The 15,240-nt window shown below is 61.0% G+C and carries 13 protein-coding genes; 7 read left to right on the top strand and 6 right to left on the bottom strand.

Going from position 1 to position 15,240, the window contains the following annotated elements:
• Positions 1-8: 8 nt before the first annotated feature.
• The 3 genes from ACN0VH_RS14440 to ACN0VH_RS14430 all read left to right on the top strand — a co-directional run bounded on the left by ACN0VH_RS14440 (position 9) and on the right by ACN0VH_RS14430 (position 3,534).
• Complete coding sequence (locus ACN0VH_RS14440; protein WP_278922631.1) at positions 9-584, top strand: 5-formyltetrahydrofolate cyclo-ligase; 576 nt, start codon at positions 9-11, stop codon at positions 582-584.
• A gap of 120 nt (positions 585-704) precedes the next feature.
• Positions 705-1,523 (top strand): TIGR00282 family metallophosphoesterase, encoded by an 819-nt coding sequence (locus ACN0VH_RS14435; protein WP_278922630.1) that lies wholly within the window; start codon positions 705-707, stop codon positions 1,521-1,523.
• Positions 1,524-1,737: 214 nt separating this feature from the next.
• On the top strand, positions 1,738-3,534 hold the full coding sequence (locus ACN0VH_RS14430; RefSeq protein WP_417700989.1) for an SLC13 family permease: 1,797 nt from the start codon (positions 1,738-1,740) through the stop codon (positions 3,532-3,534).
• 273 nt (positions 3,535-3,807) lie between these two features.
• Here the strand turns inward: ACN0VH_RS14430 and ACN0VH_RS14425 are convergent, their stop codons facing one another.
• Complete coding sequence (locus tag ACN0VH_RS14425; protein ID WP_417700988.1) at positions 3,808-5,478, bottom strand: FAD-binding dehydrogenase; 1,671 nt, start codon at positions 5,476-5,478, stop codon at positions 3,808-3,810.
• Between the two features lie 115 nt (positions 5,479-5,593).
• Complete coding sequence (locus tag ACN0VH_RS14420) at positions 5,594-7,369, bottom strand: SLC13 family permease (RefSeq protein WP_417700987.1); 1,776 nt, start codon at positions 7,367-7,369, stop codon at positions 5,594-5,596.
• A gap of 227 nt (positions 7,370-7,596) precedes the next feature.
• Here ACN0VH_RS14420 and ACN0VH_RS14415 point away from each other — a divergent pair, with 227 nt between their 5' ends.
• Entirely contained in the window at positions 7,597-8,337 is a 741-nt protein-coding gene (locus ACN0VH_RS14415) for a YebC/PmpR family DNA-binding transcriptional regulator (RefSeq protein WP_278922626.1), read from the top strand.
• Between the two features lie 69 nt (positions 8,338-8,406).
• Here the strand turns inward: ACN0VH_RS14415 and ACN0VH_RS14410 are convergent, their stop codons facing one another.
• From ACN0VH_RS14410 to ACN0VH_RS14400, 3 genes are read right to left on the bottom strand one after another with little or no spacing between them, the layout of a single operon-like run.
• Positions 8,407-9,255 (bottom strand): COG3904 family protein, encoded by an 849-nt coding sequence (locus ACN0VH_RS14410; protein ID WP_417700986.1) that lies wholly within the window; start codon positions 9,253-9,255, stop codon positions 8,407-8,409.
• 32 nt (positions 9,256-9,287) lie between these two features.
• Complete coding sequence (locus ACN0VH_RS14405; RefSeq protein ID WP_417700985.1) at positions 9,288-9,980, bottom strand: nitroreductase family protein; 693 nt, start codon at positions 9,978-9,980, stop codon at positions 9,288-9,290.
• Between the two features lie 40 nt (positions 9,981-10,020).
• Positions 10,021-10,914: a LysR family transcriptional regulator ArgP gene (locus ACN0VH_RS14400; RefSeq protein ID WP_417700984.1), complete on the bottom strand. Its 894-nt coding sequence runs from the start codon at positions 10,912-10,914 to the stop codon at positions 10,021-10,023.
• Positions 10,915-11,085: 171 nt separating this feature from the next.
• On the opposite strand from ACN0VH_RS14400, the gene ACN0VH_RS14395 reads away from it, so the two are divergent.
• On the top strand, positions 11,086-11,691 hold the full coding sequence (locus tag ACN0VH_RS14395; protein WP_278922677.1) for a LysE/ArgO family amino acid transporter: 606 nt from the start codon (positions 11,086-11,088) through the stop codon (positions 11,689-11,691).
• Positions 11,692-11,804: 113 nt separating this feature from the next.
• A complete protein-coding gene (locus ACN0VH_RS14390) occupies positions 11,805-12,725 on the top strand; it encodes a DMT family transporter (protein WP_417700983.1) in 921 nt (306 codons plus the stop codon).
• Between the two features lie 83 nt (positions 12,726-12,808).
• Here ACN0VH_RS14390 and betI read toward each other — a convergent pair whose 3' ends face one another.
• Positions 12,809-13,384: a choline-binding transcriptional repressor BetI gene (gene betI / locus ACN0VH_RS14385; RefSeq protein ID WP_278922621.1), complete on the bottom strand. Its 576-nt coding sequence runs from the start codon at positions 13,382-13,384 to the stop codon at positions 12,809-12,811.
• A 286-nt stretch (positions 13,385-13,670) separates the two neighbouring features.
• On the opposite strand from betI, the gene betC reads away from it, so the two are divergent.
• On the top strand, positions 13,671-15,179 hold the full coding sequence (gene betC / locus ACN0VH_RS14380) for a choline-sulfatase (protein WP_417700982.1): 1,509 nt from the start codon (positions 13,671-13,673) through the stop codon (positions 15,177-15,179).
• Positions 15,180-15,240: the final 61 nt, after the last annotated feature.

The raw sequence follows: 15,240 nt of genomic DNA, 5'->3' as shown, positions 1-15,240 counted from the left end.
GAGAGCAGATGAGCAAGGCAGGCGAAAACCTGGCAGAGATCAAGGCAGCGGCGCGCAAAGCGGCCTTTGCCCGCCGAAAAGAGGCCTTTGATCTTTGCATCCCCGGCGCCGCCGGCCGTCTGTCCGAAGTTCTTGCAGGCTATCGCGGTGTGCCACTGTCGGGGTTCCTGCCGATCCGCACCGAAATCGACCCTTTGCCTGCCATGGCAGAGGCTGCCGCCCACGGGCTGGTTGGCGTGCCGGTCATTCAGGGCAAGGCACAGCCGCTGAAATTCAGCCGCTGGCAGCCAGATGCGCCGCTGCGTGAGGGGCCGTTTGGTGCCTCGGTTCCGGTGGTGGATGACTATTTCGAACCGGAAATACTGATTGTGCCGCTGGTGGCCTTTGATGCCCGTGGCGGGCGGCTGGGATATGGCGGGGGGTTTTATGATCGCACGCTGGAGCAGTTGCGCGCCAAGCGACCGACCCTGGCCATTGGTTTTGCCTTTGATGCCCAGGAGGCCACCGATCTGCCGCTGGAGGCAACGGATCAACCGCTGGATATGGTGGTAACGCAAAGCCGGGTCTTGCAGTTCATCGGCTAAATGCAGCGTCCGTCCGCAAAATTGGAACCGCAGCAGCCAACTGTGGCTCTGTTGCGAAAAAATTCATCTGATCGGTGCCGGGGCCTTGTCCTGCCGGGGCGCAGGCCCTAGGACAGAAAAATGCGAATTTTGTTTCTAGGCGATGTGATGGGCCGCGCCGGGCGCCGTGCTATCACCGAAAACCTGCCGCGGCTGCGTCAGGACTGGCGGCTCGACTTTGTCGTGGTCAATGGCGAAAATGCGTCTAACGGCATGGGGCTGAGCGGCGATCACGCAAAGCTGTTGCTTGATGCAGGGGCCGATTGCCTGACGCTGGGCGATCATGCCTTTGACCAAAAGGACATGCTGCAGTTCATCGAGAAAGAGCCGCGTATAATCCGGCCTCTGAACTTTGCCAAGGGTGCGCCGGGGCGCGGCTATCGGCTGTTTGACGCCACTGGTGGCCGCAAGGTTCTGGTGACACAGGCGCTGGGCCAGGTCTTCATGAAACGCGCCTTTGATGACCCTTTTGGCGCCGTCGAGGCGGTGCTGAAATCGCATCCGCGCGGCGGGCTGGCGCAGGCCGTTATCGTTGATATGCACTGCGAAGCCACCTCTGAAAAAATGGCCATGGGGCATTTCTGCAATGGTCGCGCCTCCTTGGTGGTGGGCACCCATACCCATGTGCCGACGGGGGATGCGCAGATCCTGTCCGATGGCACGGGCTATCTGACCGATGCGGGCATGTGCGGCGATTATAATTCCGTGATCGGCATGGAAAAAACTGAACCCATGCGCCGTTTCCTGACCGGCATGCCCAAGAGCCGCTTTACCCCGGCCGAGGGCGAAGCCACCCTGTCTGGGGCCTTGGTGGTGACCGATGATCGCACCGGTGCCACAAAAGAAATCCACATGGTGCGCAATGGCGGCCTGTTGCAGCCCGCCGGGCCAGAGGCCTGATCGTGCCGGTAGGGTGCTGGGCGAAAGAAATTCTTTTTCAGCCCGTGCCCTGCTATATCGCGTCCCTTTTTTCCGCCGCACAAGGGCTGCTGCCCGTCGCAGCCCTTGCCCCATCTTTTAGGATGAGGGAAACTTGGCGCTGGCAGGCGTTCACGGCTGAGGGAAATACTGCAAGACAAGACCCTGCCAAAGAAATTTGGGACTGTCGACACCTATGGATCTGATCAAATTTTCCCAGACCGTCAGCCTGTCTCAGAACGGCAGTGCGATGCTTGCCCTGGTCATCGTGGGGCTGATGTTTGTGGCATTTGTGCGCGAAATCTACCCAACCGAGGTGGTCGCCATGGCCGGCGTCTCGTTGATGCTGATCACCGGCGTTCTTCCCTATGACAGTGCCGTTTCCGTGCTGTCAAACCCGGCCCCCTGGACCATTGCGGCGATGTTTATCATCATGGGGGCATTGGTGCGTACCGGGGCGCTGGATGCCTTTACCGCAAGGGCACGCAAACAGGCAGAGGTGAACCCGAAACGCGCCATTGCCATGCTGATGGTTTTTGTGGTCGCAGCCTCTGCCGTGGTGTCCAATACGCCAGTTGTCGTGGTGATGATCCCGGTATTTGTGCAGATCTCGCGCACCCTGGGAATTTCCGCCTCCAAGATGTTGATCCCGCTGAGCTATGCGGCGATCCTGGGTGGCACGCTGACCTTGATTGGTACCTCGACCAACCTGCTTGTGGACGGGGTTGCACGGGCGCAGGGGCTGGCACCGTTCTCGATATTTGAGGTCACTCCACTGGGGATCGTGCTGGTCATCTGGGGCATGATCTATCTGCGCTATATCTCGCCCCGGCTGCTGCCGGATCGTGACAGCATGGCGATGCTGCTGAGCGATCGATCAAAGATGAAGTTTTTCACTGAAGCGGTGATCCCGCCGGAAAGCAACCTGATTGGCCGTGAAGTCACCGGGGTGCAGCTGTTCAAGCGACCGGGTGTGCGATTGATCGATCTGGTGCGCGGCGATATCTCGCTGCGGCGCAATCTCAAAGGGGTTGAATTGCAGGTTGGGGATCGCGTGGTCTTGCGGACCGAAATGACCGAACTGCTAAGCCTGCAGGCGAACAAAGAGCTGAAGCGGGTAGATCAGGTTTCTGCGGTGGAAACCAAAACCGTCGAGGTGCTGGTCACGCCGGGTTGCCGCCTGGTTGGGCGGTCATTGGGGGCGATGCGCCTGCGTCGGCGCTATGGCGTCTATGTGCTGGCGGTGCATCGTCGGAACCAGAACATCGGCGTGCAGCTGGATGATCTGGTGGTGCGGGTGGGCGACACCCTGCTGCTTGAAGGCACGCCAGGGGATATTCAGCGACTGGCGGTGGATATGGACATGGCGGATGTCTCGCAGCCGACCCAGCGGGCCTATCGGCGTGGCCATGCGCCGCTGGCGATTGCTGGTCTCTTGTCCATCGTGATTCTGGCGGCATTTGGGGTTGCGCCCATTCTGCTGTTGTCGGTGGTGGTGGTGGCCATGGTTTTGATCACCCGCTGTATTGATGCGGATGAGGCCTTTTCCTTTGTTGACGGCCAGCTTTTGGCGCTGATCTTTTCCATGCTGGCGATTGGTGCCGCCCTGGAAAGCTCTGGTGCGGTTCGCCTGATTGCCGAAGCAATTGCCCCGGCGCTGACTGGCTTGCCGCCCTTTGTACTGGTCTGGGCTATTTATCTTCTGACCTCGGTCTTGACCGAATTGGTGTCAAATAATGCGGTGGCGGTGGTGGTCACGCCGATTGCGGTGGGGCTGGCCCAGGCGATTGGTGTTGATCCGCGCCCACTGGTGGTGGCCGTGATGGTGGCAGCGTCGGCGTCTTTTGCCACGCCGATTGGCTATCAGACAAATATGCTGGTCTATGGTCCGGGCGGGTATAAGTTCACCGATTTCCTGCGCGTCGGCATCCCGCTGAACCTAAGTGTCGGGCTCCTGGCTTCGGTAATTATTCCCTTTCTCTGGCCGCTATAGGCCACGTTGAGCGGCGGGCTATGCGGGCGGAATGTCGCCAAGGTGCGGGCCCCTTGATGAAACCTTCACGTTCCACCCTATATCATAAGGGTAAGCAGGACGATGGAGGACATTTTGATGAGTTTCAGACATGGGTTTCTAGTTTTTCTTTTCACCGCAGCATCAGGTATTGCACTGATGTCTCTGGTGCTCTCCTGACGTGGAGACAGGCCAATAGTCCCGGCTGACTCCTGTCTTTGACGGGGTATTGTGCCGGGCGTTTGCTATCGTGGTTCAGGCGATCAGCCTGGACCGGCCCGCCTGGCGCCCGGAAAAGAGGCAGCCGCCCAGGAAGGTCCCTTCCAAGGCATTGTAACCGTGATAGCCACCACCGCCAAAGCCGGCTGCCTCTCCGATTGCGAAAAGGCCCGGCACTGGGCTGCCATCTGCCCCCACCATCTGGCTGTCCAGATTGGTCTGCAATCCACCCAGAGTTTTGCGTGTCAGAATGTTGAGCCGTACGGCAATCAGCGGGCCATTTTGGCGATCCAGGATGCGATGAGGCTTGGCGGTGCGGATCAACCGATCGCCGCGATAGTTGCGGGCTGCATTCATCGCAATCACCTGGGCGTCCTTTGCAAAGGGGTTGTCGACCTGCGCATCGCGCGCCTCGATCTGGCGGCGCAGGTGGGTCTCGTCCAGTGGCAGATCTGCAATCCGGTTCATGCCCGCCACCAGATCGGCCAGATCATCGGCCACCACAAAATCTTCGCCATGTTTCTTGAAGGCCTCAACCGGGGCCGGGGCCTGCCCGCGCGCAAGCAGGCGCGCGCGGATGACCTCGCGCCATTTACCAGAGGTGAGGTCCGGGTTTTGTTCCGACCCGGACAGAGCGAATTCCTTCTCAATGATCTTTTGGCTAAGGATGAACCAGCTGTAATCATGGCCGGTTTTCAGGATTTCTTTCAGGGTTTCCAGGGTGTTGAACCCTGGTAGGCAGGGTGGGGGCAGGCGGTCGCCACGGGCATCAAACCACATGGCTGACGGCCCCGGCAGAATGCGAATGCCGTGGTTTGGCCAGATCGGATCCCAGTTGCGCAGCCCTTCGGTGTAGTGCCACATGCGATCGCCGTTGATCACATGGCCACCGGCGGCTTCGGCAATTGGGATCATCCGCCCGTCCACATGAAAAGGCACCCCGGCCACCATGTTCTTGGGGGGTGGGCCTAGGCGTTCGCGCGGCCAGTTCTTGCGCACCAGATCCAGATTGCCGCCAATCCCCCCCGAGGCCACGATGACCGAGGGCGCATAGGCTTCAAATTCGCCGATTTCCTCGCGGTTGGTACGCACGCCCTGGGCAGCTGTATCGGCGGCCAGCACCTCACCCGAGACGCCTTTGACTTCGCCGCATTGCACAATGATATGGCTGACCTGATGGCGAAACCAGGTCGAGATCCGCCCGGCGTCGACATGTGCCGCAAGACGCGTGGCAAAGGGCGCAACCACGCCGGGGCCGGTGCTCCAGGTGACATGAAACCGCGGCACCGAATTGCCATGGCCCTGAGCGCTGCCGCCGCCACGTTCGGCCCAACCGACAACCGGAAACCAGCGCATGCCCATCTGGTGCAGCCAGGGACGCATTTCGCTGGCGGCAAAGTCAAGATAGGCACGGGCCCATTGCCGGGGCCAGTCGTCTTCGGCGCGGTCAAACTGGGCGCTGCCCATCCAGTCGCGCCGGGCCAGATCATGGCTATCCCGGATCCCCATGCGGCGTTGTTCTGGCGTGTCGATCATGAACAACCCGCCCAGGCTCCAATGTGCCTGGCCACCCAGAAATTGCGCGGGCTCTTGCTCTAGCAGGATCACCCGCTTGCCGCGATCACCCAGGTCGCAGGCCGCGGCCAGCCCGGCAATGCCAGCCCCGACGATGATCACATCTGCCGCGTTGTCTGTTGCACCCGCCATCTGCACCTCCCGGTTATGGTTGCAATCAGCCTAAGCGCAGCGCCGGGGCTGGGCAAATGTTTCGCCACCTTCCCTGGCGGAGCCTTGGGCCACTCCAGGCGGGGCGCAGGCCGGATCAGAGTGGCCAGAACACCAGGATCGAGGGGATGGAAACTGCAATCACCAGCACCTCAAGCGGCAGCCCCATGCGCCAGTAGTCGCCAAAGCGATAGCCGCCGGGCCCCAGAACCAAGGTATTGTTCTTGTGGCCAATCGGGGTCAGGAAGGCCGCCGAGGCCGCCACGGCCACGGCCATCAAGAACGGATCGGGCGAGACCCCAAGTGTCGTGGCCATTTGAATGCCCACCGGCGCTGCAACAATGGCGGTGGCGGTGTTGTTCAGCACATCGGACAGCGTCATGGTCACCACCATCAGCACCGTCAGCACCATCCAAGAGGGCAGGCCTTCAGTTAACCCGATCAGCCCATTGGCGATCAGCTGTGTTCCGCCCGAGGCATCCAATGCGGCGCCCAACGGGATCATGGAGCCCAGCAAAACCACGACGGGCCATTCCACATGGTCGTAGATCTCTGCCACCGGCAGCACCTTGATAAGGACATAAGACACAACCACCAGCCCCAACGCGATCGGCAGGTAGATCACCCCGGCAGAGGCTGCAAGCACCGCCAGGCCAAACAGGCCAATCGCTGCCCAGGTCTTGTCATTGGCGGTGACCGCCAGGCCGCGCTCTGCCAGTGGCAGACAGCCCAGCCATTCCGTCACATCGCTGCCGCGTTCCCGCGGGCAGAGCAGCAGCAGAATGTCGCCGGCCTCGATCTCTGTCTGGCGGATGTGTTTTGTGAGGCGTCGCCCCTGCCGGGCCAGCCCCAAGAGGACGGCGTTTTGCCGCCAGGCCAAGCCCAGAGACTGGGCCGAGCGTCCATCGATACGGGCGCCTTCCGGTACCACCACTTCGACCAGCTCCAGGCCATCGCCCGCTGCGGTCAATGTTTCCTGGCGGGCACTATCTGAAAAATGCAGCGACAATGTGGTGCGGAATTCATCCAGCGCATCGGGGCGGGCCTCCAGTACCAGGGTATCGCCCGCTTGCAGCACCGCCCCGGCGGCGCGCCCATAGTGGCGTTTGCTGTTCCGGATCAGCCCCAGAATGGCGACATCAGCCTGTTCGGCGTCCTTGTCCAGGGTGCCAAGCCGCTTGCCGATCAAAGCAGAGTCATCCGGTATGGTCAGTTCGGCAATGTAATCAGCTAGCTGCGCCTCGGAGTTGCCAGCGGCCTCGTGCCGCTGCGGGATCAGCCGCCAGCCGACCAGTGCCACAAACGCCAGCCCGACCAGGGCAACGATGCCACCAACCGGGGCAAAGTCAAACATGCCGAAGGGTTCGCCGAGCGACTCTTGCCGGATCGAGGCGATAATGATGTTGGGCGGGGTGCCGATCAGCGTTGCCATGCCGCCCAGGATGGTGGCAAAGGACAGCGGCATCAGGCTTAGCCCCGGGGCGCGTCCGGCCTTGCGGGCGGTCTGGATGTCGACCGGCATCAGCAGGGCCAGGGCGGCCACATTGTTCATAAAGGCCGACAGTACGGCGGCGACGCCCCCCATCAGGCCGATATGGCCACCAAGACTGCGTGAACTGTCCACCAGCGTGCGGGTGATCAGGAACACAGCACCTGAACGCACCAATCCGGCAGAAACAATCAGCACCAGCGCCACCACCAGTGTGGCCGGGTGGCCAAAGCCGGAAAAGGCCTCGGCGGTGGGTACAAGCCCCAGCACCACCGCAACCATCAGCGCAGAAAAGGCAACAATATCGTATCGAAAGCGCCCCCAGAGGAACAGGCCGAAGACGGCGGCGAATATGGCGAACAAGGCGATTTGGTCAAATGTCATACCGCCACTCTAGCGGCTGCGGGCTTGGGGGCAAGGCGGCTTGCAGGGAAACGCTGTTTCTGCGTGGCGGGCCTGGTGGCGGGTCTGGTCACAGCCTGGTAACGGGGCAGGTCTTGCGGGGAGGTGGGGCACCTGGAAGGGGCCTGTTGTCAGCAGAGCTTGAAAGCTGCCCCCGCCACAGGCTATATGAGCGCCAACTCAAGAACGCACGAGACAAAGGATCTACCATGGCAGGCCATTCAAAATGGGCAAACATCCAGCATCGCAAGGGTCGTCAGGACGCAGCGCGGTCGAAACTGTTTTCCAAACTGGCCAAGGAGATCACCGTGGCCGCCAAGATGGGCGACCCTGACGCTGACAAGAACCCCCGCCTGCGTCTCGCGGTGAAAGAAGCCAAAAGCCAGTCGGTGCCTAAGGATGTGATTGACCGGGCGATCAAAAAGGCCATCGGCGGTGACGCCGAAAACTATGATGAAATCCGCTACGAGGGCTATGGCCCCAGCGGCGTCGCCGTTATTGTCGAAACCATGACCGACAACAAGAACCGCACCGCCTCCACTGTGCGTTCGACCTTTTCCAAGAACGGCGGTAACCTGGGTGAAACCGGATCGGTTGGCTTCATGTTCGACCGTAAGGGCGAGGTGACCTATCCGGCTTCTGTTGGCGACGCCGACACCGTGATGATGGCCGCCATCGAGGCTGGCGCCGAGGATGTCGAATCGTCCGAGGATGGCCATATCATCTACTGCGCCGACAGTGATCTGAACGACGTTTCCAACGCGCTGGAGGCAGAGCTGGGCGAATCCGACAGCACCAAACTGGTGTGGAAACCCACCACCACCACCGAACTGGACCTGGAAGGCATGCAAAAGCTGATGAAGCTGGTGGATGCGCTGGAAGACGACGACGACGTGCAGCGCGTCACCACCAATTTTGAAGCCTCTGATGAAGTGATGGAGCAGCTCTGAGCTGCACCTGCCAATAGGTTGAAATAGCCCAAAGCCCCCGAAACCCTCGGGGGCTTTTTGCTGCGCGGTTTAGCGGGGCGTTGTCAGCACGCCCGCCCTGCGCAAGACATCCGGGCTGGGCCGCCAGAGCTCGGTTGGCGCCGTGGCATAAACCTGATTGATAAAGTCATCGCTGATGCCCTGCGAGATCAGGAAACGCCTGTCTTTCTCCTGCTCGGCCGTCAGGTCGATTTGTGGCAGGCCGCCAAAGACATCCAACGAATAGCCGTGAAAGCCAAGCTGCGCCTGCGGGGCAAGCACACGCTGGGTTCCAGCGGCAAAGATCAGGGTGCAGGCCGAGGCGCACAGCCCCAGCGCCTGGGTCGAAACCTCCTGTGCTTGAACCAGCTTGGCAACGCCGCGGGCCTCATAGATATGGCCGCCGGGACTAGAAAGACCTATGCGGCGCACCTCGGGGTGGCGCAGCATCAGGGCTTTGAGCGCCTTGGTCAGGCCAAAGGTGATCTCTCCATCAAAGACAATGGCAGTGCCATCGCTTGACAGGGCAAGACTGTAGCGCGCTGCGTGCTGCTGGGCGCGTATGTCGGCGTAGCTCGGCCCCGCAGCGGGGCGGTAGGAAATCAGCAGCGCCTGCCACCAAAGCAACAGGCTGGCCAGGATACTAAACAGCAAAATCAGATAGCCGCCCCAGATCGGCGCCATGGCACCCGAGCCACGCATATGGCTATCCGCTGCATGCAGATGGGACCTTATTGTCCAGATAAGAAACAGTGCATCCGCCGTGATCAGCCCCCAGGTCAGGGCCGCGGGCATTTGCAGCATCTGATTGGCCCCGGCCCAGAACAGCAGCGCGGCCCCGCGTGGCAACAGGATATGCCAGCAAATGCTCGCCCCAAGGCTACGCGGTTCAGTCTGCATCTGGAACGGCCCTGGGCATCACTGCAGCTGCCTCATTCCAGGATCGTCGAGATTTCAGCAAGGGGCTTTTTCATCTTGGCAACGCCCGGCACTTTGGCATCGGCGCTGGGATGGCCGACCGCGATGATCATGGTGGGCTTCTCCGACGCTGGCCGACCAAGGGCCGCATTGAGGAATTTCATCGGGTTGGGCGTATGGGTGAGGCTGCACAGCCCAGCCTCGTGCAGCGCCGCCAACAAGAACCCGGTGGCGATATTGACGCTTTCGGGCACGTAGTAGTTTTTATAGCGGCTGCCATCTTCAAATTCGCCCCAACGCTGGGCAAAGACCACGATGAGCCAGGGCGCAGTGGTCAGATGCGGCTTGTCGGCTGTGGTGCCGATGGGTTCCAGCGCCTTGATCCATTCGTCACCGCCGCCGCCGGCGTAAAACCGGCGTTCTTCTTCTTCGGCTTCTTCGCGGATCTGTTGCTTCAGCGCCGGGTTGGCAATGGCGACAAAATGCCAGGGCTGGTGATTGGCCCCCGAGGGGGCCGAGCCAGCGGTTTGGATGCAGAGCTCGATCACCTCGCGCGCGACAGGCTGAGAGGTGAAATCACGCACGGTATGGCGTTGTTGCATATGCGCCAGATATTCTCTGGCCTTTGCAAGCATCTCTGCATCGCTGTAGGCCGCACGGTGGGGCAGCGGCACAGGGGCATAGGTGAGGGCGGATTTTGCGAACATTTCGTGGCTCCTGTATCGCGATCAGCGACGGATAGGCCCCCTAGCGGGGGGGCGGGGACAGATGGTGTCTGGCGGAGCTTAGCACCGCCCGTGTCAAGGGGGCCAGCGCAGAGGCCATGGCCCGGCTTACCTGCCAGTTCAGCGCAACATCCATGGCGCTATCGGGCAGCAGCGGCACCAGCGCACCGGATTTCAGGGCGGGTGCAACCTGGGCAACCGGGATCATGCCCCAGCCCAGACCCGCCTGGGCGGCATCGGCAAAGCCCTGGGCCGACGGGATGAAATGCGCTGGCGGCGTGATGGTTTCGCCAAAATGCAGCTGTATCCAGCGCTGCTGCAGCGCGTCTTTTGGATTATAGGTCAGGCAGGGGGCCCGGGCCAGTGCCTGGGCCGTTGGGCGGCCTGCAAACCATTTCGCCATATAGGCGGGGCTGGCCATGGCCTGATAGCGCATCGCCCCAAGCGGTTGCGCATTGCAGCCAGGTACGGGCAGGGCATGGGCGGTGATGGCGGCAGAGACTTCGCCACGTTTCAGCCAATCTGCGCTGTGGTCCTGATCGTCGATGACCAGGTCAAACAACAGATCCGGTGTGGCAACCATGGCTGCGATGAACCAGGTGGCCAGGCTGTCGGCGTTGACGGCAATGCGCAAAAGCGGCGGTGCCTCGGGGCTGGGGTCCAGCGCCAGCGCCCGCGAGACCTGGCCCTCTAGCACCGCGACATCTTCGGCGTGTTTGGCCAGGCGCCGCCCCGCCTTGGTGCCGGTACAGGGCAGACCGCGTTTGATCAGGGCCCCGCCCACGCGCTCTTCCAGGGCCTTGATACGTTGCGAAACCGCCGAAGGGGTCAGGCCCAGGCTCTGCGCGGCGCTGTCAAAGGATCCAAGCCGGATGACAGCGGCCAGAGCAGAGAGGTGGTTGGGGTCAAACTTCATTAGCAACTCTTACTTCGCGTTATCATATTTAACTATGCTACGCTTCGTGCTCGGGCTAGTCAAAGCGCTGAGACCGCAGCGAGAGAGAAAGACAGGCCGATGCCAATCCCAATTCCGATGACTGCTTCAGTGACCGCGCAGATGTATGCGCAGGTGATCGCCCTGACTGGCATTCCGCCCAATCTGCTGGCGGGCTTTGGCCTTGGCTTCAGTCTGATCCTGGCGATTGGCGCGCAGAATGCCTTTGTGCTGCGCCAGGGACTACGGCGTCAGCATCTGTTCTGGATCTGCCTGGCCTGTGCCGGATCAGATGCCCTGTTGATCACTGCCGGGGTGCTTGGCTTTGGCAGGCTGGCCGAGATGATGCCCTGGTTTGAACCGCTCATGCGCTTTGGTGGCGGCGGGTTTCTGATCTGGTACGGTGGGCGTAGCCTGCTGTCTGCCTGGCAGGGCGGCGCGAGTTTGCAGGCCGCCGGTACGGCCCAGCCACCGCAGCCGCTGCTGCCGGTATTGATGACGGTGCTTGCGCTGACCTGGCTGAACCCGCATGTCTACCTGGATACGGTTGTCCTGCTAGGGGCGATTTCGGCGCAATACCCCGATCCGGCAACCTTTGGCCTTGGCGCTGTTCTGGCCAGTTTCGTCTTTTTCTTCAGTCTCGGCTATGGTGCCAGTCTTTTGGCCCCGGTGTTTGCCCGGCCGCGTGCCTGGCAGGTACTGGATGGGCTGGTTGGGCTGACCATGTGGGCGATCGCCGCCAAGCTGATCTTGATGTGACCCCCACCTGAACGTCGCGGCGGGCAGCATCCGCTTTGGAAACACATATCAAATGAGGTATTTGATATGTGAAAGGGTTGTGCCTCCTGTCGTTTGGGTGTTGTGTTGTCGGTATGAGCAGCCAAGCAGATATCACCCAGCCCAGCACCACCCCCCTTGTCGGGGTGTTCTGGATGTTTATGACCGGCCTTTGCTTTGTCGCGGTGACGGCATTGGTCAAATATCTCGGAGATCGGATCCCGCCGGCGGAATCGGCCTTTCTGCGCTACCTTCTGGGGCTGGTGTTCCTGATCCCGATGGCATCAAGCCTGCGCCGCGCGCGGGTGACGCCGAAACTCTGGCTGCTGTTCGCCAGCCGCGGCATGGTGCATGCCGGCGGTGTGATCCTGTGGTTCTATGCGATGACACAGATCCCGCTGGCCGAGGTGACGGCGATGAATTACCTCTCTCCGATCTATGTGACTCTGGGGGCGGCGATGTTTCTGGGTGAGAAGCTGGCGATGCGGCGCATTCTGGCGGTGATTGCGGCACTGGTTGGCGCGGTGATCATTCTGCGGCCGGGCTTCCGCGAGATCTCTCCGGGGCATATTGCCATGTTGTTCACCGCCTTTGCTTTTGGCGCCTCTTACCTATTGGCAAAGTTCACCGTGGATGGGAGCAGCCCGGTGGTTGTCGTTGCGATGCTGTCGGGCTGGGTCACGCTGGGGCTTGCCCCCTTTGCCGCAGCAGTCTGGGTGACGCCCAATCTGCAGGAACTGGCGATCCTGTTTGCGGTGGCGTGCTTTGCCACGGCGGGGCATTTCACCATGACGCTGGCTTTTGCATCGGCGCCGGTGACGGTGACGCAACCGGTGACCTTCCTGCAGCTTATCTGGGCGACATTGCTTGGCGCGCTGGTCTTCGCCGAGCCGGTGGATATCTGGGTCGTGCTGGGCGGTGGTCTGATCCTGGCAGCCATCAGCTTTATCACCTGGCGCGAAGCGGTGCTAAAGCGGCGCTCGATCACGCCCCCGGCAGCCGCGACCAAGGTGTAAGGCGGCGCCGATCTTGCGCGACGCTTCAGTCTGTTGAAACGGGGAGGTCTGCCCAGCGTTGCTGTCTGGGCCAGGCGGGGCGGTTAGGACAGGATCAGATCCACCACCTGATGGGCGGCGCGTCGGGCGGCGTCGGGCTGGACCTTGCGCTCAGATTGCGCCGCCTCCAGCCAGACCCCATCCATATAGCATTGCAGGGCACTGCGGGCTGTTTCCACCCGTTCCAGAGGCAGTAGATTGGTCAATTCGGCCCGCACATGGCTGCGCACGCGGGTACGGTTGATTCGATGCAGCCGGGATAGGCGCGGCGCATAGGGGGCATTGGCCCAGAACTGCATCCAGAGGCTGCACTGGGGCACAGTAAAGAGCTGATCTGAAAAATTGGCATCTGTCACCGCGTATAGGCGCTCTTTCGGGGTGCGTGCCTTGCTGTAGCCTTCGATCATGGCATGGCGCAACTTGCGCAACAGGTGCCGCATCGTCGCCTCCATCAGGCCTTCCTTGGAGCCGAAGTAATAGTTGATCGAGGCTGCAGAGGCCCCGGCCTCCCGCGCGATTTCCGCCATCGTAACAACAGAATAGCCGCGTTTATGCACCGCCACAATTGTGGCTTCGATCAGTTCTTCGTTGCGAATGTCTCTGATGCGTTTTCTTCCCATAGTAGAGTTTTGCGTTACTTGGCTGGAGGTTTCAATAGTTGATCTATAGGTAAAGAATCTTGAATGGTGATTTAAAAAAGCATTTCTGCAATCGGTTTTCTATGCTAGGCCTCCGAATGGGTGTTCTGCCATGGCAAATCACCCCGGGCGCAGACCGCATGGCGGGGCTGGCTGGGGCAGGGGCGCCATCGCGTCAGCGCCGATCAAACCGGGTCATGTGGCCTGGCGGCGCCCTATGGGCAAAATCAACTGGCTTCACCGCCAAAACACGAGGGGCTACAGGTCGATGAGCAAGCCAAATATTCTGGTTATTATGGTTGATCAGCTGAACGGAACGCTGTTTCCAGATGGCCCGGCGGACTGGCTGCATGCGCCCAATCTGAAGAAACTGGCGGCGCGTTCGGCGCGGTTTGCAAATGCCTATACCGGATCACCGCTCTGTGCGCCCGGGCGGGCCAGCTTTATGTCGGGCCAGTTGCCGTCCCGGACAGGGGTCTATGACAATGCGGCAGAGTTCCGCAGTGACATACCCACCTATGCGCATCACCTGCGTCGCGCCGGGTACTACACCTGCCTGTCGGGCAAAATGCACTTTGTCGGCCCTGATCAGTTGCATGGATTTGAAGACCGCCTGACCACCGATATCTACCCGGCCGACTTTGGCTGGACGCCGGACTATCGCAAACCCGGCGAACGCATTGACTGGTGGTATCACAACATGGGCTCGGTCACCGGGGCCGGTATTGCCGAGACCTCGAACCAGATGGAATACGATGATGAGGTGGCTTATAATGCCACCACGAAACTTTATGAACTGTCGCGCGGGCTGGAGGATCGCCCCTGGGCGCTGACGGTCAGTTTTACCCATCCGCATGATCCCTATGTCGCGCGGAAGAAATACTGGGATCTGTACGAGGACTGCGAACACCTGCTGCCACAGGTTCCGGCAATGGACTACGACGATCACGATCCCCATGCTCAGCGGATCTTTGATGCCAATGACTGGCGCAGCTTTGACATTACCGAAGAAAATATCAAACGCTCCCGTCGCGCCTATTTTGCCAATATCTCGTATCTTGACGATAAGATCGGTGCGATCCTGCAGGTGCTGGAAGACACCCGGCAGGAGGCAACGATTTTCTTTGTCTCTGACCACGGTGACATGCTGGGTGAGCGCGGCCTCTGGTTCAAGATGAGCTTCTTTGAAGGTTCGGCGCGGGTGCCCCTGATGATTTCTTCTCCAGATCTGCCCGCCGGGCTGATTGAAACGCCCGTCTCAACGCTGGACGTGACCCCCACCCTCGGGGCGCTGGCGGGGCTGCCGATGGCAGAGATCGCCCCCTGGACCGATGGCGAAGATCTGATGCCACTGGCGCGCGGCGGAGACCGCGCCAGCCCGGTTGCGATGGAATATGCCGCCGAGGCCTCCTATGCGCCGCTGGTCTCGCTGCGCGATGGCAAATGGAAATACAGCCGCTGTGCCCTGGATCCCGACCAGCTGTTCGACCTGGAGGCCGACCCGCATGAGCTGACCAACCTGGCCGCTGATCCCGCCCATGCCGACACCCTGCAAACCCTGCGCGCCAAATCCGAAGCCCGTTGGGATCTGGCGCGGTTCGATGCCGATGTCCGCGCCAGCCAGGCGCGACGCTGGGTGGTCTACGAGGCACTGCGCCAGGGCGGTTACTACCCCTGGGACTACCAGCCGCTGCAACAGGCCTCAGAGCGCTACATGCGCAACCACATGGACCTCAACACCCTTGAGGAAAGCAAACGCTTTCCCCGGGGCGAATAACCTCAATTCCGCATCCCGCCAGTTCATTTGGCCCCAAATATCCCCGCCGGAGGCATAAAAT

Source organism: Pseudophaeobacter sp., from assembly GCF_048267565.1.
Lineage (GTDB): Bacteria > Pseudomonadota > Alphaproteobacteria > Rhodobacterales > Rhodobacteraceae > Pseudophaeobacter > Pseudophaeobacter profundi.
The sequence above is the reverse complement of the archived record's forward strand: the minus strand, read 5'-3'. Positions and strand labels throughout refer to the sequence as shown.

Coding starts and splice junctions, on each gene's coding strand:
- ACN0VH_RS14440 (WP_278922631.1), top strand. CDS start 9: ATGAGCAAGGCAGGCGAAAACCTGGCAGAGATCAAGGCAGCGGCGCGC.
- ACN0VH_RS14435 (WP_278922630.1), top strand. CDS start 705: ATGCGAATTTTGTTTCTAGGCGATGTGATGGGCCGCGCCGGGCGCCGT.
- ACN0VH_RS14430 (WP_417700989.1), top strand. CDS start 1,738: ATGGATCTGATCAAATTTTCCCAGACCGTCAGCCTGTCTCAGAACGGC.
- ACN0VH_RS14425 (WP_417700988.1), bottom strand. CDS start 5,478: ATGGCGGGTGCAACAGACAACGCGGCAGATGTGATCATCGTCGGGGCT.
- ACN0VH_RS14420 (WP_417700987.1), bottom strand. CDS start 7,369: ATGACATTTGACCAAATCGCCTTGTTCGCCATATTCGCCGCCGTCTTC.
- ACN0VH_RS14415 (WP_278922626.1), top strand. CDS start 7,597: ATGGCAGGCCATTCAAAATGGGCAAACATCCAGCATCGCAAGGGTCGT.
- ACN0VH_RS14410 (WP_417700986.1), bottom strand. CDS start 9,255: ATGCAGACTGAACCGCGTAGCCTTGGGGCGAGCATTTGCTGGCATATC.
- ACN0VH_RS14405 (WP_417700985.1), bottom strand. CDS start 9,980: ATGTTCGCAAAATCCGCCCTCACCTATGCCCCTGTGCCGCTGCCCCAC.
- ACN0VH_RS14400 (WP_417700984.1), bottom strand. CDS start 10,914: ATGAAGTTTGACCCCAACCACCTCTCTGCTCTGGCCGCTGTCATCCGG.
- ACN0VH_RS14390 (WP_417700983.1), top strand. CDS start 11,805: ATGAGCAGCCAAGCAGATATCACCCAGCCCAGCACCACCCCCCTTGTC.
- betI (WP_278922621.1), bottom strand. CDS start 13,384: ATGGGAAGAAAACGCATCAGAGACATTCGCAACGAAGAACTGATCGAA.
- betC (WP_417700982.1), top strand. CDS start 13,671: ATGAGCAAGCCAAATATTCTGGTTATTATGGTTGATCAGCTGAACGGA.